Source organism: Rugosimonospora africana, assembly GCF_016862975.1.
Taxonomy (GTDB): domain Bacteria; phylum Actinomycetota; class Actinomycetes; order Mycobacteriales; family Micromonosporaceae; genus Rugosimonospora; species Rugosimonospora africana.
Map to the genome: position 1 here is coordinate 1 of NZ_BONZ01000129.1, position 19,041 is coordinate 19,041.

General features: G+C 66.5%; 11 protein-coding genes. 10 read left to right on the forward strand and 1 reads right to left on the reverse strand.

Annotated features, from left to right (window positions below; genetic code table 11):
* On the forward strand, positions 1 to 2,145 hold a 2,145-nt coding region (locus Raf01_RS47485), incomplete at its 5' end, for an amino acid adenylation domain-containing protein (protein ID WP_203924779.1).
* Between the two features lie 57 nt (positions 2,146 to 2,202).
* Positions 2,203 to 3,807: a PhpK family radical SAM P-methyltransferase gene (locus Raf01_RS47490; RefSeq protein WP_203924780.1), complete on the forward strand. Its 1,605-nt coding sequence runs from the start codon at positions 2,203 to 2,205 to the stop codon at positions 3,805 to 3,807.
* Between the two features lie 41 nt (positions 3,808 to 3,848).
* On the opposite strand, the gene Raf01_RS47495 is transcribed toward Raf01_RS47490, so the two are convergent.
* Positions 3,849 to 6,563 carry a DEAD/DEAH box helicase gene (locus Raf01_RS47495; RefSeq protein ID WP_203924781.1) on the reverse strand — a complete coding sequence of 905 codons (2,715 nt, stop codon included), beginning with the start codon at positions 6,561 to 6,563 and terminating at the stop codon, positions 3,849 to 3,851.
* Between the two features lie 362 nt (positions 6,564 to 6,925).
* Between Raf01_RS47495 and Raf01_RS47500 the strand changes: the two genes are divergently transcribed.
* The 8 genes from Raf01_RS47500 to Raf01_RS47535 all read left to right on the forward strand — a co-directional run.
* Positions 6,926 to 7,720, forward strand: a complete 795-nt coding sequence (locus Raf01_RS47500) for a thioesterase II family protein (protein ID WP_275413219.1) — start codon at positions 6,926 to 6,928, stop codon at positions 7,718 to 7,720.
* A complete protein-coding gene (locus Raf01_RS47505; protein WP_203924783.1) occupies positions 7,717 to 11,658 on the forward strand; it encodes an SDR family NAD(P)-dependent oxidoreductase in 3,942 nt (1,313 codons plus the stop codon). The genes Raf01_RS47500 and Raf01_RS47505 overlap by 4 nt, the downstream gene beginning before the upstream one ends.
* Positions 11,659 to 11,751: 93 nt before the next feature.
* Positions 11,752 to 13,545, forward strand: coding sequence for a fatty acyl-AMP ligase (locus Raf01_RS47510; protein ID WP_203924784.1), 1,794 nt, complete (start codon positions 11,752 to 11,754; stop codon positions 13,543 to 13,545).
* Positions 13,538 to 15,328 carry an acyl-CoA dehydrogenase family protein gene (locus Raf01_RS47515; RefSeq protein WP_203924785.1) on the forward strand — a complete coding sequence of 597 codons (1,791 nt, stop codon included), beginning with the start codon at positions 13,538 to 13,540 and terminating at the stop codon, positions 15,326 to 15,328. Before Raf01_RS47510 ends, Raf01_RS47515 begins: the two co-directional genes overlap by 8 nt.
* 5 nt (positions 15,329 to 15,333) lie before the next feature.
* Positions 15,334 to 17,016, forward strand: a complete 1,683-nt coding sequence (locus Raf01_RS47520) for an acyl-CoA dehydrogenase family protein (RefSeq protein ID WP_203924786.1) — start codon at positions 15,334 to 15,336, stop codon at positions 17,014 to 17,016.
* A 39-nt stretch (positions 17,017 to 17,055) separates the two neighbouring features.
* Positions 17,056 to 17,358 (forward strand): acyl carrier protein, encoded by a 303-nt coding sequence (locus Raf01_RS47525; protein WP_203924787.1) that lies wholly within the window; start codon positions 17,056 to 17,058, stop codon positions 17,356 to 17,358.
* Positions 17,359 to 17,369: 11 nt separating this feature from the next.
* A complete protein-coding gene (locus tag Raf01_RS47530; RefSeq protein ID WP_203924788.1) occupies positions 17,370 to 17,576 on the forward strand; it encodes an MbtH family protein in 207 nt (68 codons plus the stop codon).
* 98 nt (positions 17,577 to 17,674) lie between these two features.
* Positions 17,675 to 19,041, forward strand: a 1,367-nt coding sequence (locus Raf01_RS47535) for a condensation domain-containing protein (RefSeq protein WP_239134558.1), incomplete at its 3' end; no start/stop codon positions are given.

Here is a 19,041-nt window from a genome sequence, read left to right on the forward strand (position 1 = left end):
GCTGCCGACCTGACGAACGCCGACCGGCTTCACCCGTTGACCGCGGCCAACCCCGCTTACGTCATCTACACCTCCGGATCCACCGGAACCCCCAAAGGCGTCACGATCACCTGCGCCGGTTTGACAAATTTCATGGCTGCCATGAGCGGGCTATTCCCATTGAGCCCGGCTGATCGAATGCTCGCGGTGACGACAGTGGCCTTCGACATCGCCGGCCTGGAAATATATCTGCCGCTCGTTTCCGGATCCACATTGATCATCGCGGACAGAGATGCGTTGCTCGACCCGAACGCGTTGCTTGAACTCGTTTCTCGTACCGGCGCGACGATCATGCAAGCCACCCCGACGCTGTGGCAAGCACTTCTCAGCAGCGGCATGCAGTCCGTGGACGGGATGCGGATGCTCGTCGGTGGCGAGGCACTGTCGGCCCAGCTCGCTGCTTCCATGATCGCCACTGGCGGTCAAGTCACCAATCTCTACGGGCCAACGGAAACGACGATCTGGTCGACCGAAAGTCACCTGACCAAGAGCGACGCCCCGTCGATTGGTCGTCCGCTGGTGAACACGCGTGTTTACGTTCTGGATTCGGGGTTGCGGCCGGTTCCCTGGGGTGTGGTGGGCGAGTTGTATGTGGCGGGGGCTGGGCTGGCCCGGGGCTATCTGAACCGGCCGGGGCTGTCCGCGGGGCGGTTCGTCGCCGACCCGTTCGGTGGGGTTGGGCAGCGGATGTACCGGACGGGGGATCTGGTTCGCTGGACCAGCGACGGCGACCTGGTCTTCGTTGGGCGCTCCGATGATCAGGTGAAGTTGCGGGGCTTCCGGATCGAGCTCGGCGAGGTCGAATCAGCTCTGACCGAGGATCCTGGCGTGTCGCAGGCGGTTGTGGTGCTGCGTGAGGACCGACCCGGCGAGAAGCGGCTCGTCGGTTACGTGGTCAGTGTGGACGGGGCAACGGTCGATGGTGGCGCGCTACGCGACCGGCTGGCGGAACGCTTGCCGGATCACATGGTCCCGGCCGCGGTGATGGTCCTGGACTCGTTGCCGCTGACCGGCAACGGGAAGTTGGATCGGCGTGCGTTGCCGGCACCTGACTTCTCCGCGGTGTCGGGGTCGCGTGGCCCGCGTACCGCCGAAGAGGAGGTCCTGTGCGGGCTGTTCGCCGAGGTACTGGGCTTGGACCGGGTCGGGATCGACGATGACTTCTTCGCACTCGGCGGACACTCGATACTGGCAATACGGCTCGCCGACCGAATCCGCTCAGTCTTCGGGAGCAGTGTCAGCGTCCGGAATGTCTTCACGTCTCCGACCGTCGCCGCGCTCCTCAAAAACGTTGAACTGCGATCCTATGAGGATCCGTTCGACACGCTTCTACCGCTTCGAGCCTCCGGGAAAAAGACCCCGCTCTTTTGTCTTCATCCAGCGTACGGCATCGGCTGGGCTTATTCCGGGCTGCTCAGACACGTAGGTTCGGATCACCCGATATATGCGATACAGGCGCGTGGGTTGGGTCGGTCGGAGAGCCTTCCGCTCACGGCCGACGATATGGCCGAGGACTACCTGCAACAAATTCGCGCAGTGCAATCGCACGGTCCTTACAATCTTGTCGGGTGGTCTTTTGGTGGCCTCGTCGCCCATAAGGTCGCCACGAAGCTTCAAGGCAAGGGGGAGGAGGTGGGACTTCTGGCATGCATCGACTCCTATCCCATGCAAGATCTTCCCACGGCAGAACCGGAAGTCGTCGAGCTGGCCGAAGCTCTGAGGGCCCACCTCGTTAAGGACGAGACTACCTCATCGGATCTTGCCGCCCTGCTTGCGAAGGCCGATGAGCTGGAGGCGTTGCCGAGGGAGCTCGCGTCGATATCGGGATTCGACAGGAAACGCATCCTCTCCATATTGGAGATCGGGTCGAATAACTCGAACATCGCCAGGAGACTCGTCCCTGATCGCTTTCACGGTGACCTGCTCCTCTTCATTGCCGCACTGGATGGGCCTGATGGGTCGTCGCGATCGACAAAATGGGAACCTTACGTCGGCGGGAGCATCGACAGCCACACAGTGAACTGTACCCACAGCAAAATAATGACTCCAGGCCCGGTTGACGAGATAGGAAGAGCCATCAATCACAAGCTGAGGGTGAACGGATGATCAGATAGCAGCGAATAGCAACCTGCGCGGTTCTGCTGTACACCTTCAAGGAGCTGGATGATCATGGTTGATTGCTTGTTGGTAGGTTTCAACGACTCAGATTTCGGTGCGTACGTGAACTCGGTCAAGAAGATGGGGGAGGACTCCGGCGCGTTTCAGGACCTGAGGCTGGCGTACGTCGACCACGACGGCAAGCCGTACAGGGCTCTCGATGTTTTGACCGAGTTTCACAACGAGGTTTCGGCTGGGCCTCCTGCTCACTTCCACAACTCCGATTTCCTGTGGCCTGTGATCACGTCTCTCGGGACGTACCTTCACCGGGCGGGGTGCACCTTCGACTATGTGAACCTCTTCCACCTGGAGAAGGACAAGCTGCGAGAGAAGCTTGCCTCTCAGGATGTCCTCACGGTCGCGATCACCACGACGCTGTACGTGGTCGCGGAACCGATCATCGAGATCGTGGCCTTTGTTCGGAAGTATGCTCCACGAGCCAAGATCGTGATCGGTGGCCCCTACATAGCGAATCAGTCAAAGGTGTTCAGCGGTCCGGATCTGGAGGCATTTCTCGACTACCTGGGTGGCGACATCTATGTCATAGGCCAGGAGGGAGAGAAGACTCTCGCCCGTCTGATAAAGGCACTACGGTCGGACGTCGGCCTCCACAATGTGCCGAATCTCGCCTACCGGAAAGGTGACACATTTGCCTTGACGCCTCCCGAGGTGGAATCCAATCCACTTGAGGAGAACATGGTGGACTACAGCCTGTTCCCGTCGGGCGACTTCGGCGCGTTCGTCACTACCCGTACCGCGAAATCCTGCCCATTCTCGTGTGCGTTCTGCGGATTCCCTCAGAGGGCGGGCAAGTACACCTACCTGGATCTTGAATATGTCGAGCGGGAGCTTGACCGCATCAAAGAGATCCCCTCCGTGTCGACGGTAACGTTCATCGATGACACCTTCAATGTTCCGAAGGTTCGCTTTCGGGAGATCTTGCGCATGATGATCAGGAAGGACTACGGGTTCCACTGGAACTGCTTCTATCGAAGTGACCACGGCGATGCCGAAACAATCAAGCTGATGCGGGATGCCGGTTGCGAGGGAGTCTTCCTGGGTGTCGAGTCAGGTAGTGACGCGATGCTGAAGACGATGAACAAGACGGCACGGCGAAGGGACTACCTGAGTGCCCTGGAAGTCCTCAACGACGCCGGCATCTCCTCGTACGCGTCACTGATAGTGGGATTTCCCGGAGAGACACCCGATACCGTGGCGGAGACCGTCAGCCTGATCGAGGAGGGGCGTCCGGAGTTCTATCGTGCGCAGCTGTGGTACTGCGACCGCATCACTCCGATCTGGGGAAAGAGGAACGAGTACGGAATTCGTGGAGCGGGCTTCAACTGGTCCCACAACACGATGAGCTCAGCGACTGCCACCGAAATTATCTACGACCTGTTTACCTCGATCACCGGCTCCATCTGGCTGCCTCAGTTCGGGTTCGAACAATGGAGCGTATTTTATCTCCAGCGTAAGGGCATGGCGAAGGAGCAGATCAAGACCTTCCTCCGGAACTTCAATGCGGCCATTGCCGACCAGCTGGCGCATCCCGGGCGCTTTGAGATATCGCCGCAAATCCTTCCCGCGTTGAAGGAGAGCTGCCGATTCTGACGGACTCGGGAACCGGCGGACGGTCTGCCCCGGCTCGGGCCTCACCCCGACAACTGCGAGTAGTCGCTGAGCCAACCGGTGGCGTGGTAATCACCGCGCCAGGTGAACACCGCCGCCGCATCGGGTGGCGGGTCTGCATCCGGTACCACGAGAATCGCCTCACCCCGGCGGGCAGTGGTCAGGCGATGCGCCCGGCCGGCCCAGGCGACGAGCGCCGCCCCCGACGGTGCTCTGGCCGCCACCCGGTCCGTCCGAAGGTCGATCACCGTGCCGGTGGCCCGGTCGCGCAGGAGCGCCGCATACTCCGTCGCGTCCAGACGGCAGTGCCGGGGCCGGGCAGTCGTCGTCCAGTCCGGGCTGACGATCCCGCGGGCGACCGCCGCACGCCACAGCTCAACGGTGTCCTCGATGTACCCGGCGGTGGCCATCTGCTCGCAGATCCACAGCAGCCGACCGGCCCCGCGGTGCGGCTGGCACCGCCGCCACCTGATCCGGCGCCCCAGGTCCGCGCCGACGATCGCGCACCAGGGATGGACGGTGCCGAGCAGCCCCTGACCGCCGAGCCAGTTGAGGTACCGGGGTGCCTCTTCGAGCGCCGGGTACATCGCGGCGTACGGCACCCCGGCGACCTGCCGTACGTGCGCCCCGAACGCGGCCGGCCAACGTGCCACGGCGAGCAGCGCCGCCCTCGCCGTGTCGCCAGGAGCGATCGTCACCCGCGACCCCGAGTCGGTACCGCCCGGCGCCGGCCGGCCCGCCAGCCGCCCCTCAGCGTCCAGTAGCCGGGCTACCGCCGGCTTCAGGTCTTCGCTGACCGTCACCTGCGTCAGCTTCGGTACCACCGCGGCGACGGTGTCGATCAGTAGTCGCTCGGCCTCGTCCGGATCGGCGGGCGGGTCCATCCGGGCAAGGGCCGAGCGCAGCTCATGTGCCGTGGTGCAGGAGAGCATCATGCGGGCGGTCAGCAGCCCCAGGTCGGTGGGTTCGAGCAGGAAGTCGTCGTCTGGCTGCTCGGTGACGGCCAGCAACTGCGCCTCGGCGAGGAACTCCACGGCCCGCCGCAGCGGTTCCGGGCTGCTGCTGCCCTGGTGGTACGCCAGGGTCTGCACCCACCACTGCTCAGCCTGCCGCAGCGAGCCCACGGTCCGCTGCACCACCTCGGCGAGGATGTGATCCGCCAGGCTCGACAGGATCTGCGACCGTACGGTGTGCCCGGCGACCAGCCGCGACTGCCACGCGGTGCGCTGCGTCTCGTCGACGATCAGGAATGCCCAGCCCCGGTTCTCGCCCGCCCCGACCCGGCCCGCGCGACCGAACATCTGCTGGACCGTCGCCACATCGAGATCGCGGAGCCCCAGCTGCGTGTCCCGCACGATCACCGCCCGGGCGGGCAGGTTGACCCCGGCGGCCACCGTCGACGTGGCGACCAGGACGCTCAGCTGCCGGGTGCGGAAGCCGTGTTCGGCCTCGCGCCGGTGCTCCCAGCCCTTGTAGTGCAGGCCGACTCCGACCGACTGGCACGCCTCGTGGAGCCGGTCGAGGTCGTCGGGGTGGACCCGCGACACGTCCGCCCCCCGCCGGCCGGCGATGACCAGGGCGGTACGGCGCACGTGGTGTTTGCTGCCGCAGAAGACCAGCACTCCGCCCCCGTCGGCGGTGACTCGATCGGCGATGGCGGCGGCGAGCCGGGTACGGGCGGCCTCCACGACGTTCCAGTCCGAGTGCGTGGCCACCATGGGCAGCTGCCAGGTCAACCGGGACGGCCGCCACGCGATCTGCAGTAGCCGGGCCTGCAGCCAGCTCGCGATCTGCTCCGCGTTGGCGACAGTGGCGGACAGCCCGACGATGCGCATCCCGGACTCGCGCCCACGCATGCGGGCCAGCAGTGCCTCCAACACCGGGCCGCGGGACTCGTCGCCGAGCAGGTGGATCTCGTCGACTACCAGGCAGTCGACCTCGCTGAGCGCTTCACGCAGAGACGATGACCGGCAGACCGATTCGAATTTCTCGGTGGTGGCCACCCAGAGGTCGGCGCGGCGGGCCCGTTCGACGTCGACCGAGTACTCGCCGGACAGACGCTCCACGCGGAGTCCCTGCCGGCGCCAGAGCTCCAGCTCCTGGTTCAGCTCATCGGTCAGCGACCGTTGGGGCACCAGCCACGCGGCCTTGCGCCCCCGCCCGACGACCGTGCGGAGCGCGGCCATCATGCCTATCACCGTCTTGCCGGCACCGGTCGGTGCCACCACGACGAGATTCGCGTCGCTGTCGAGAACGTGCGGCGCCGCCTCTACCTGAGCCGGGTTGAGCACTCCGAACGGCAGGAAGCGTGCCCAGCCGGCGGGCAGCAGGCTGTCGACGGGTACCGGTCGCTCCGCCGTCCGTCCGGCCGGTGCGTTGGCCTGCCACATCACGTCGAACGCGTCGCGGGCCGCTTCCGCTTCCGGCCCCGAGGCGTGTGTGGTCCGGCGGGCCCCCGGTCTGACCAGGCCGCACTCGCTCGCGGCGGCGACGAGTCGAGGGTTGTCGTCGTCGCCCGTAGCGACGATGGACTCGTCTTCCAGCAGGTACCGGACCCGGCGGGTGTCGGCGCCGGCGACCGCCAGCTTGTCCTGCAGCTCTGTGAAGCGCTCGTCATCGGGCAACAGCACCCGGATGTCGGAGCCGGGCGGTACCTCGGGCAGGAGGACATCGGGGTCGCAGATTTTCAGCCAACACGGGCGACCGGTGTTGGCCGGCTCCCAGACGCCGGACCGCAAGTCGTTCGCCGTCCGCCCCTATCGCTCTGCCTGATCGCTCTGCCTGCGTTCCGGCTGGACGTTACCGATCATCAACAGGATTGCCAAGTCGCCGCGCGGAAGCGAGCGAGCGGGCTGCGTACCACGCAGGTTCTCCTCCATCTACTACCAGGGTTGGACGCGAGCGGGTGGTGCGGCGTGTAATTTTGTAGTTCCTTGATCATCTCGGGAGGGATCGACTGTCGCGCTGTAGATGACTCCGCAAGACGCTGCGGACAACGGCAATCCGACGGGCCCAGCACTGCGTGGCCTCAGCATGTTCGCGTGAGGTTCGAGAACGACCGTGCGGTGCGTGCCCTTGCGAATGAGGGGACGTTGTTGCCATGCCGCGAGCCGAAGCATTCGTCGCGGAGAATCTTTACGTCAGGCGTGCGGCGCGCGAAAATCCACAGTACCGGTTGTTCTGCTTCCCGCATGCCGGTGCGGGAGTGTCCACCTTCGCCAGTTGGCCGGCACTGCTTCCGCGGTCCATCGAGGTCGTGGCCGTTCAGCTGCCGGGTAGAGAAGACCGGATCCGCGAGACGGCCTTCGCCGACATCAAGCCGCTGATCCGCATCCTGGCGCTGTCGCTCGCTCCTCATCTGCACGGTCGGTTCGCCTTCTTCGGCCACTCGGGCGGGGCACTCATGGCGTTCGAACTGGCCAGAGCGCTGAGCCGCGGGCATGCCGTACAGCCGGCGATGCTCATCGTGTCGGGGCAGTCGGCCCCGGATCTGTCCCCGAGTGCCGAACCCATCCACCACCTACCAGACGCCGAGTTCATCGGGGCTCTGCGTGAGATAGGGGGTACTACGCGGATGGTGGTCGACGATCCAGACCTCATGGCGGTGCTGCTACCCGCGCTCCGTGCCGACTTTACGCTCCTGGAGACCTACGGCTACGAGCCCGGACCACAGCTGGACATGCCCATTGTCGCCTTCGGCGGCAGACACGACAGACGGGTCCCGGACGAGACCGTGGATCCATGGCGGCGTCACACGGCGGGCCACTTTGCGACACAGCTCTTCGACGGCGATCACTTCTACCTCGCCGCGCGTCCTGACGAGGTGACACACCGCTTAGCTGACCTCCTGACGGGGGCCGGTGTGTCGGCAGAACAGGATGGTGCGGCGTCATGACCACGGCTCGCATGACGGACAGCGGGGTTCACGGCCTGCCAGACGACGGTACCGCTCTCGGCGCGATCGTCGCGTCCGTCGCAGCCGTTCCCCAGATCGACCGGGTGGTCGCGCAGGTGCGGTACGAGCCGGTCCTGGAACGTGCCGGGGCGCCGAGCGCGACCGATTCGCCCACCGTCGAGGCCCATCGCGCCGACTCGAACCACCCCGCGGAGCAGCGCGGGGAAACCATCGCGTCCCGCCGCCGGCCTCCCGCCATGTCGTCCGGCGGCGACGTCAAGTTCGGCCCGGGACAGCCACGAACCCTGCAGCAGGCGATTGTGTCCGCTGCGCAGCTGGCTCCGACGAAGGGCACCACCTACATCGCCGAGGACGGGACTGAGTCCTTCCAGAGTTATCGTGACCTGCTGGATGAATCGCAGCGAGTACTCGGTGGGCTCCGCCAGACCGGTCTGCGACCGGGAGACCCCGTCCTCTTCCAGTTCTCCGACAACCGCGACTTCCTCACCGCGTTCTGGGCCTGCGTTCTCGGCGGTTACCTCCCCACTCCGCTCGGTGCCGGTTCCAGCTACGACCGGGAAGACGCCGTGACGCGGAAACTGCGCGCCGCATGGGAACTGCTGGACCACCCGTTGACGATCGGCAACAGAAGCGTGGTGACGGCGATTGGGGACCTGGCCGGGCGCTGGGGCCTGGCGGACTGGCATCTCGTGGCCGTCGAGGACCTGATCGCGGCGCCGAAGTGCGACGAGTGGTGGCGGGCGGAGCCAGACGACCCAGTCCTGCACCTGCTCACCTCCGGGAGTACCGGTGTGCCCAAATGTGTGCGTCACACGAACGCCAGTGTGCTGGCGCTCAGCCGAGGCACAGCGATCGCCAACGGCTTCGATCATCACGAGGTTTCGATCAACTGGATGCCGCTCGATCACGTCGGCAGTCTGGTCATGTACGCCGTCCGCGACGTCATCTATCGGTGCGATCAAGTCAATGTCGCGACCGAGGCGGTTCTGGCCGATCCGCTGCTGTGGATGGATCTGGTGCACAGGTTCCGCGTCACCAACACCTGGGCACCGAACTTCGCCTTCGCTCTCGTGAACGACGGCGCGGTCCGGATGAAGGACCGCGAGTGGGATCTGTCGTGCCTGCGGCACATCTGCAACGGTGGTGAGGCGGTCGTGAGCCAGACCGCGCACAAGTTCCTGCGGCTGCTGAAACCGTACGGCCTGCCCACCGATGCGATGCGGCCCTGTTGGGGCATGTCGGAGACGTGCTCGGGCGTGACATTCTCGACCCTTTCCGGGGACGACCTCGGCATGGGCACACTGCGTGTCGACAAGGCTTCGCTGGCCGGGGCGGTCGAGTTCGTGCCGGCGGACCGACGCGACGCCGCGATCCTGACCGAGGTGGGGCTGCCCATCCCGGGCGTCGCGCTTCGCATCGTGGACACCGACGGGGACCTGTTGCCCGAAGACCACGTGGGGCGGCTGGAAGTCCGCGGCACGACAATGACCGACGGGTACTTCCGTAACGACGACGCGAACCGCCAGGCGTTCACCCGGGACGGCTGGTTCAGGACCGGAGACCTGGCATTCCTTCATCACGGCCGGTTGACGATCACCGGACGGGAGAAGGACCTCATCATCATCCGTGGTCAGAACTACCTGAGCTACGAGTTGGAATCGCTCGTCGAACAGGTACCCGGTACCACAGTCAGTTTCGTCGCGGTCAGCAGCTACCGGCCGGCCGGCGTGGACACCGATCAGCTCGTGGTTTTCTTCGTGCCGGAGTCCCAGCGGCGGGACCGGGCACACGAGACGATTTCGGGGATCAGGTCGACGCTCGCGCGCGAAGCCGGAGTACAGCCGAACCTTGTGGTTCCACTACCGAGGGACAGGTTCAGCAAGACCGGCAGCGGAAAGATCCAACGCGCCCAACTGGTGGACAGCCTGCGCCGAGGGGAGTTCGACCAGTACCTGGACGACGACGACCTCATCGACGGACGCGGCGGCGCCGTCCCGCCCTGGTTTTTCGAGACGCGCTGGCGGACCGAGACCCTGAGCCGTGCTCCCACGCCACCGGATCCCCGCCGCGACGTCGTCGTCGTGTTCGACGACCACGACCACGCTCTGAGCGACCAGTTGCCCGCCGAGTTGGCCGAACCCGCCTTGCTGGTCCTCGTGCGCCCGGCCGCACAGTACGGCGAGAACTCTCCGACCGACATCGGCGTTGTGCCTGGGAACCAGACACACTACCGGCGGATGTTCGAGAAGGTGACCCGCGAACTCGGACCGATCGGTACGGTCATCCACGGGTGGGGGCTCTCGGAACGACCGGGGGAAGAAGGCGATCTGCCGGCCCTGCTTGAGGTTGGGACATTCTCGGTCGTCGCGCTGGCCAAGGCGATGGCGTCCCTGCCGGACCTCAGGGCGGCGGTACTCATACTGACGACCGCTGGTCTTCGGGTGACCGACACGGATCCCCTCACTCTCGCCCACGGAACGTTGCCGGGTCTTGTCCGGACCCTCGTCGCCGAAGAGACTCTCGGGGCGGTCGGGCACGTGGACCTACCGGCGGGCGCACCCGGGCAGTGGCCGGCGGCGATTCGCGAGTGGCTGGCCGCGGAGCGAAAGCCCGTCGTCGCGGCGTACCGAGACTCGACCTGGTTCGTCCGTCGCCTCCATTGGCTGAAGGCCGGCAGCACCGGCGGTGCGACGCCACCGATCGTCGCCGGTGGCCTCTACGTCATCACGGGAGGACTCGGCGGCGTGGGGTATGAGATCGCGCAGTACCTTCTGGCCGCGTATCAGGTACGGCTCCTCCTGGTCGGCCGGACCTCGATCGTCGGCGGGTCCACGGATGAGCACGACGAGACCGTCCAGCGGTTGAACGACCTGCGATCGCTGGGAGAGGTCGAATACCGATCGCTCGACGTCGCCGACCGTACGGCGCTCCGAGCCGCGGTCACCGAGGCCGAGCACCGCTTCGGGCAGCCGCTGGCCGGAGTGTTCCACCTCGCCGCCCCGGAGGTTTCCGACCACTGGAACCACCCCGAGGCTCACACCGTCGTCAACGAGACGATCGACGCTTTCGAGCGGCTGTACCGGGCCAAAGTGTACGGGACGCTAGCCCTCGCGGACGTGCTCACCGACCGTCCCGACGCGCTGCTGGTGCTGTTCTCGTCGGTCAATGCCGAGTTCGGCGGCGCGTCCTTCGCCGCCTACGCGTCGGCGTGCAGTTTCCTGAACGCGTTCGCACAGTACTGGACCCAGGTCAGAGCCCGGCGCGTCAGGTGCCTGTCCTGGAGTTCGTGGCGTGGCGTCGGAATGAACCGGGACAGCCCGTTGATCGTCTCCCGATCCCGCGGATTCCTGCCCATCTCGACGAGCCAGGGGATCGCGTCACTGCTCATCGGGCTCAGCGCCGAGCGTCCCGAAATTCTCATCGGACTCGACCCCCGTAACCAACAGATCATCCGCGACCTGGCGCCCGAACACCTGCAGGCCGTCGAGGCGGTCGTCGCCTACACCGCCAATGGGCCCGTCGACGCCGACCTCCTGGCGGCGATCACCGCGGACGCGCAGGCGAAGTACCCGCTGCCCGTTCGGCTTGTCGAGCTGGCGCAGATCCCGGTCGACGAGAGCGGTGCCGTCGACAGCCAGCGTCTGTTCGCGAACGCTGTGGCGGCCGATACCCGTTATGCAGAACCGGAGAGCGACCTGGAGCGACTGCTAGCCGCGATCTGGGAGGACGCTCTCGGGTATCTGCCGGTCGGCCGCGACGACAATTTCTTCGAGGTGGGCGGCACGTCGATGCTGGCGTCTCAGGCGGTGAACCAGATCAACGACGCTCAATCGGCTCGCATCTCGGTCCGCCAACTCTACGAGAACCCCACCATCGGGCAACTGGCGCGGTGCCTGGCAGAGGCGCTGGCGCCGTGACCGGCCCGGTGAGGAACCGGCCGGGTACGCGGGGCTGCCGCGCGACGGCTGCCGCGCGTCGAGTCCGCCGATGGCGTCCCCCGGGTAGCGGGCGTGGTTGAGCTGGACGATGGGGGAAGCGTGCGGATGAGTTTCGTGTCGGAGATACGGGCACAGATTGGCGCTCACGGCGACAGCAGGCACTACACATTTGTCGATCGTCTGCGCGCGGGCCGGCTCTCCGAGGCGCGGCTGACATTTCGCGAGATAGACCTGCGAGCCCGCGCGATTGCCGCCATGCTCCACCGCGCGGATCTCATAGACCAGACAGTGCTTCTGCTGTACCCGTCCGGCCTCGAGTTCGTGACGGTGTTTCTCGGTTGCCTCTACGCGCGTGTCATCGCGGTCCCCGCCCCGTTGCCTGATGCCGGTTCGCATGCCAGCAGCCGCGTTGACGCGATCGCTCGGAATGCCGGCGTGCGCACCGTGTTGACCGACGCGGCGCATCGTGCCGCCGTGGTCGGACGGCTCGCGACGGCGGTCGGCCCGGCTGGCCGCGTTGTCGCGACCGACTCGTCGCTGTCGCCCGCGCCCGGCGAGTGGGAGCCCCCCGAGCTGCTTCCGGAAACGATCGCCTACCTGCAGTACACGTCCGGGTCGACCAGCGACCCGAAGGGCGTCGCCGTGTCGCACGGCAACCTCGTGAGCAACGAGACCTCGATCCGCACACTGGTCGGCGAGCGGACGGGTGGGCAGACCGCGGCCGGCTGGCTTCCGCACTACCACGACATGGGTCTGGTCGGCCTGCTGCTTCAGCCGTTGTTCAGCGGCACCAGCCTCGTCTTCACGTCGCCGACATCGTTCGTGATGCGTCCCGAAATCTGGCTTCAGATGATGGACCGGCACCGAGCCGACCTGACCGTCGCCCCAGACTTCGGATACGCGTGGTGTGCCCGGCGCGTGACGGACGCGCAGCTGGAGCACCTCGACCTCTCGAGCGTGCGAATCGCCCTCAACGGCGCGGAGCCGGTCCGGGCAAGCACGCTCAGAGAAGTGGCGGCTCGGCTTGGCCCCTGTGGATTCGATCCGCAGGCATGGTCACCGGTCTACGGCCTGGCCGAAGCGACGCTCCTGGTGAGCGGCGCGCGCAGGGGAGCCACGATCCGCCGCTTCGATGCCAGTGGCCTCGAGCACAACAGGGCGGTGCCCTCGCCGTCGGGAAATATTGAACTGACAGGGTGTGGTCGGCCGGTAGGGGCGACGGTGCGCATCGTCGAGCCGGAGCAGCGTGAGATCCTCCCGGATGGACACGTCGGTGAGATCTGGGTCCAGGGCGGTGGCGTCGCCGCCGGCCACTTCCGTGAACGGGCGACGTCGGAGCCAAAATTCCGGGCCCACACGCGAGACGGAACGGGGCCATTCCTGCGCACCGGAGACCTCGGTTTCCAGCTCGACGGAGAACTCTACGTGACCGGTCGCTGCGACGACCTGATCATCATCAACGGCCGGAACATCTACCCCCAGGACATCGAGGCGACCGCGCGGAAGCACCCGGCGACCGAGACCGGTGCGGCCTTCGGGATGGGGCCGGGCCAGCAACATCTGGTACTCGTCCAGGAGGTGCGGCCGCGCGGCCTGACCGGGACCAGCCTCCGCGACCTCGCACTGCAGATTCGCGACGACATCGTCGCGGCATTCGGCGTGCCGTCGGTGAGCGTCCTGCTGGTTCGCGTCGGCGCCATCGAGAAAACCACCAGTGGCAAGGTGCGCCGTGGCCGGACACGTCGCCTGTTCCACGATGGTGGGCTCGAGACACTTCACTCGGAAGTCGACCCCCGACTCCCGACCGCCCCGGGTCTCGCACCGACCGCCGCCTCGTCCGCCGGAACCGGGGACAGTCATGCCTGACCGGCATGACAGCGGCCCGGGTGCCGTCCGAAGCGCCGCGGCCTATCCACCGTTCCTGGTCGCCGAGGACTTCGAGCGCCTCCTCGGCGATCCGACAGACGAGACAGTGGAGTTCTCCTACGCGCGCTGCCTGGAGTTGGACGAGCGGGAGGCATTCCCCGCGGCGATCTGTCGAATGCTCGAACAGCTGCGACTCCATCACTACTACGTACCGGACCGCTACGGTGGCCGGCTGAGCTCCTACGAAGTCGTCCTCCAACTGGTACGGCTGCTCGCGAGGCGTGACCTGACCGTCGCGATCGGTCATTGCGCGACCTTCCTCGGCGCCGTGTCCGCCTGGGTGGGTGCGCGCGATGAACAGGCCCGGCGACTCGCGCGAGAGGTCCTCGACGGCACGCCGATGTCGTGGGGACTGACCGAGCGACAGCACGGAAGCGATCTGCTGGCCGGGGACCTCGTGGCGGTTCGCGACGACGACGGCTTCCGGCTGCGCGGCGAGAAGTGGCTCATCAACAACGCGACCCGTGCACGCATCGTCTCCGTCCTCGCGCGGACCGCGGATGCGGGCGACCCACGGGGGTTCGACGTCCTGCTCCTGGACAAGGCACACCTGGCGCCCGGTCACTTCACCTGCCTTCCGAAAGTACGCACCCACGGCATCCGCGGCGCCGACATCAGCGGAATCGTCTGCGAGGACGTGCGGGTGCCGCTCGCGGCGCAGGTGGGATCCGCCGGCAGCGGCATCGAGATCGTACTCAAGGGACTGCAGTTGACTCGGACGATGTGTGCCGGGCTGGCGATCGGAGCCACCGACCAGGCGCTGCGTATCGCTGTCGGATGGGCTCGCGACCATCGAACAGACGAGGGGCGTCTGCTCGACCTTCCGCCCGTACGGCGCATCCTGGTCGACGCCTACACCGAACTCCTGGGCGCCGAAGCACTGGCGATCGCGGCCGCCCGCAGCATCCACCACCACCCGGCGGAGTTGAGCGTCATCAGCGCCGTCGTGAAGGTCCTCGCACCGACCAGACTCCAGGCGGCGGTCGGCTCCCTGGGCACGATCTTAGGCTCCGCCGCGATGGTCACCGACGATCCGACGGCCCTGCGGTACGACAAGATCATGCGCGACGGCCGCCTGATCGGGCTGTTCGACGGCAACACCGTGGTCAACCTGAACGCCATCATCCACCAGTTCCCGAACCTCGTACGCGGCTTCCGGCGGGGCGCAGAATGGCCGGACTCCGTGGACACTCACGACCTGACCCGCGAGGTACCAGCGTTCGACCCGGGCCGGCTCAACCTGATCGCCCGCGGCGGAGCCACCGTGGTACGGGCACTGCCCGCGCTCGTGTCCCAGCTGGGTACGCTCGCCCAGACCCGCCCCGAACTCGCCTCGACCCTTCACCTCGCGTCCCGGTTGGAAGAGTCGGCGCGGGCGTTACACGAGCACCTGTCTGATCTCCGTCCGGTCCCCGGTCCCGTTCCCTCCCACTACTTCGACGCGGCGGCTCGCTGGAGCCTGTGTTACCTGGGCTCAACCGCGCTGGCGGTCTGGCTCGCGACCCACCCGCACGCGAACCAGCTGACGACATCGCCGATCTGGCGCGACGCGGTGTGGCTGGACGCCGTATTGGGCCGCACTCTCGCCTCGCTCGGCGACCCGCCCGCACCAGACGCCGAGACAGATGACACGTTGCTGACACAACTGCTCGCGCAAGAGCACGTGGGCGACCTCTTCTCATTGCTGCCTTGCCGGCTCTCCGAAAGCAGAGGAGGACGGTGACCGCGATGCCAGACCTTGAAGTGCTGCTCGGTGACCCCTCGGCAACGGGCAACCCGATGGGATTCGACGCCTGCATGACCGCGGACGAGCGGTGTGAACTCGCGGCCGAGGCCTGGCGCGTGCTCGACTCGTGGGGCCTGGGCGCAGAGTTGGTACCGGTCACCGCCGGCGGCCGGCTGCGCGCCCTGGACGACCTGGTCGTCCGGCTACGTCCGGTGTTCCGGCGCGACGTCTCGCTGGGTCTGGGCTTCGGGATCAGCTCATTGCTAGCGGCCTTCAGCGTCTGGACCGCCGGTACCGCCAGCCAACAGCGCTTCCTGAGGGACCTGCTGATGACAGGGGCGCAAATCGCGACCGTCTACCCGACCCGCGACGCCGAGGAATACGGCCGCCAGGCGCTCGAAGCGTCCGTGAACGGCGGCGGCAGCACGCTTTCCGGCGTTTCGTCGCCGATGGCGAGCACCAATACGGCGCGGGCTTTCCTGTTGGACGTGGCCACGCCGGCGGCCGACCGCGCGAATGGTCGGTCACTGTTCCTCACCGCCACAGCCGACATGCACGACAGCGTCTGGACACACCTGCCGCGGCTGCGCACCGCCGGAGCCCGTGGCGTGTGGTTCTCCCGCGTCCGGGCGAACGGGGCGAGGCTCAACGACGACACACTGATCGGAGGGCTGGGCCGAGCGGGCGAAGTCACCGCGCTGTCTGCGCAGCCGGCCCGCGCCGTGCTGACCGGCCTGTCGGTGGCGACCGCCGATACGGCGCTACGTGTGGTGACCCGGTTTGCCACCTCCAGGTACCTGTACGGCGCCACCGTAGCCGACCTGCCTCACGCGCGCCGGGCGCTGACGACAACGTTCGTCGAACTGCTCATCGCTGACGCGCTCGCGACGACCGCCGCACGAGCCATCCAGGCCGCGCCCTCCCAGGCGTCACTCGCCACGGCTGTGGCAGGTCATCTCGTCCCTCAACTGCTGGCCGACGCGATGGAGCGGCTGTCGGTGGTACTGGGCGCCCGGTTCTACCTTCGGGAGGGCGAACACGCCATCTTCGGCAAACACCAGCGGGACCTGCCGCTGCTCACCGTGGACCATGGTCCGGGCGCGGGCTGCCTGGGACCGGTGCTGACCCACCTACGGGGTTCCGTCGGTGAATCCTCACGCGGGGAGGCCGAACCGATCGAGGCAGTGTTCGACCGGTCAGCCGAGCTGCCGGACCTCGTGTTCTCCCAACTCACACCGGTTCCGGTGGAGCCCGACGCTGTAATCGTGACGCTGTCCTCTGCCCGCGACTGGCCCGAGCTGGCCGGCGACAGCGACCGAGACCTGATCGAGCAGATCGACTCGCTCGACCAGCGCCTTGCTGAGTTGGGCCACCACCGCACCCGGATCCGGGCTCACGGTTCGACCACGTCCGGCGATGCCGAAACCATCGCACGCAGCTACGTTCTACTGTCGGCTTCCGCGTGCTGTCTCGGCCTCTGGCGGTCCGCCCGGAACCGCGGCGAGCAGTTCCTCGGTGACACCCCTTGGCTGACGGCCGCCCTGGTGCTGCTGGCCAACAGGACGCCGGGCGCCGCGGTCGGCCCGCTCGCTCCACAGCTCAACGATGCGCTGTGGCGGGAACTCGCCTATCGGGTGGAGCACGCTCGGTCGCTCGACACCCGCGCCGAACCCGTCCTGGTGTGACCCGATGGATCCTTCGCTATCTGAGTCAAGGAGGTGCTGATGTCATCCGATACCGCCGAAGGCACGATCACCCCAGTGCGGCGCTGGCTCGTCGAGCGGGTCGCCTACTACGTGGAGATGGCGCCGGAGGACATCGATCCGGCAGTGCGACTGACACGCTACGGAATGAGTTCGATATACGCGCTCAGCTTCTGCGGAGACATCGAGGAAAGATATGACATCGAGGTCGACGCCACGCTCGCCTGGGACTACCCGACCGTGGAAGCCATCGCCGGCTACGTGATGACGCTTCTCGACCGCCCCGCCGAGGACCCGGAAGAACGACCGGAAACAACGCACTGAAGGAGAACGACGTGAACCCATTCGACGACCCCGATGGCACCTACCTGGCGTTGGTGAACGACGAGGGCCAGTACTCGCTGTGGCCTTCGTTCGTCAAGGTCCCGGACGGCTGGAGGATCGAGCTCAACGAAACGACCCGCGACGCCTGCCTCGCCTACATCGAAGAGCACTGGCAGGACATGCGTCCGGCCAGCCTTCGCGCGGCAATGGACGGCTAGCAAGCCTGTGGCAACCCTCAGCGCCCGATGGCCTTCCGGCGGCACACCGGGAGGCCATCGGGTGGACGTCGTGTCGGCCTCAAGATGGGCGATGAGCTGTGTCCGAAGAATTCGATAAGCGGCTTCCTCTGTCACCCGCACAGCGCGGAATCTGGTTCGCGGACCAGGTCGACGCGGCACAGCGGAACTACAACATCGGCGCGCGGGTGGATATCTCCGGCCGGATCGACACGGCGACGTTGCAGACCGCCGTACGGATGGCCATTGAGGAGACCGACGCGCTGCGGCTCCGTTTTGTCGACGAGGACGACGGCCCCTGGCAGTACGTCGAGACTTCGGCACGTTCGGAGTTGTCCGTCGTGGACCTCAGCTCCTCACCCGAGCCGAGGACGGCGGCAGACCACTGGATCCAACGAGACCTGATGCGACCGGTGCCGATCGTCGGTGCCGAGCTCTCGCGTTGGGCACTGCTCAAGACCGGGCCGGACGAATCAACGCTCTATCTGCGGTTCCATCACATCGCCATCGACGGGTACAGCGTGTTCCTCGTGGCGCGGAGAGTCGCGGACATCTACACCGGCACGCTCGACGGCACGGCACGCGAGTTTCCGCCGGCCGACTCCTTCGAGCAGATCCTTCACGACGAACTGTCGTACAGCACCAGGAAGAGCTGCCAGCGAGACAAGAAGTACTGGTCCGGGCGGCTCGCCGGCGCCGCCCCGCTGACTCTCGCCGGCACTGCCGCACCCGCCTCGGAGACCTTCCTCCGAACGACGACGTATGTGTCCTCTGCGCAGACCAAGGCTCTCCGAGAGGTCGCCGAGAACCTCGGCAGCAGTCCAGCCGGTATTGTCCTGGCCGCTACCGCGCTGTACCTGAACCGGACGGCGGTAGATGGCGAGTCGCGACTGGGTCTGGTGGTCAGCCGCCGTATGAACCCGATGGCCCTCCGGGTTCCGTGCATGATGGCCGACATCCTTCCACTGGTTCTGGCCCCACGACCGTCGCAGAGTCTCCGGGACATCCTGCGGGAAACGTCGCGAGAGACCTCACAGGTACTCCGGCACCAGAGGTACCGATCAGAGGACCTCAAGCGCGATCTCGACCTGGTGGGCACGGGCGACCGGCTGTTCGGTCCCGTCGTGAACGTGATGGAGTACGACGGCCGTCTCAATTTCGGGGAGTGCCAGGCCAGCATCGACGGTCTGCTGGCCTGGCCGGTCGACGATTTCGCCATCAACGTGTACAGCAACCAGGCGAGTTCGCAGATTCGGATCGACTTCGACGCGAACCCGGCTGTCTACACCGAGACCGACCTGGCGAACCATCAGCGACGGTTGCTGGCCATGCTCGACACGCTCGTCATGTCCGACCCGGGTCAGCCCGTCGCCAGCATCGACCTGCTCGACGAGCGGGAACGGCATCAGGTTTTGGTGGAGTGGAATGCCACCACTCGCCCGGTGCC

What these genes read in the sequence shown, in the direction of transcription:
- Raf01_RS47490 (WP_203924780.1), top strand. Translation starts at nt 2,203, where the DNA reads ATGATCATGGTTGATTGCTTGTTGGTAGGTTTCAACGACTCAGATTTC.
- Raf01_RS47500 (WP_275413219.1), top strand. Translation starts at nt 6,926, where the DNA reads ATGCCGCGAGCCGAAGCATTCGTCGCGGAGAATCTTTACGTCAGGCGT.
- Raf01_RS47505 (WP_203924783.1), top strand. Translation starts at nt 7,717, where the DNA reads ATGACCACGGCTCGCATGACGGACAGCGGGGTTCACGGCCTGCCAGAC.
- Raf01_RS47525 (WP_203924787.1), top strand. Translation starts at nt 17,056, where the DNA reads ATGTCATCCGATACCGCCGAAGGCACGATCACCCCAGTGCGGCGCTGG.
- Raf01_RS47515 (WP_203924785.1), top strand. Translation starts at nt 13,538, where the DNA reads ATGCCTGACCGGCATGACAGCGGCCCGGGTGCCGTCCGAAGCGCCGCG.
- Raf01_RS47520 (WP_203924786.1), top strand. Translation starts at nt 15,334, where the DNA reads ATGCCAGACCTTGAAGTGCTGCTCGGTGACCCCTCGGCAACGGGCAAC.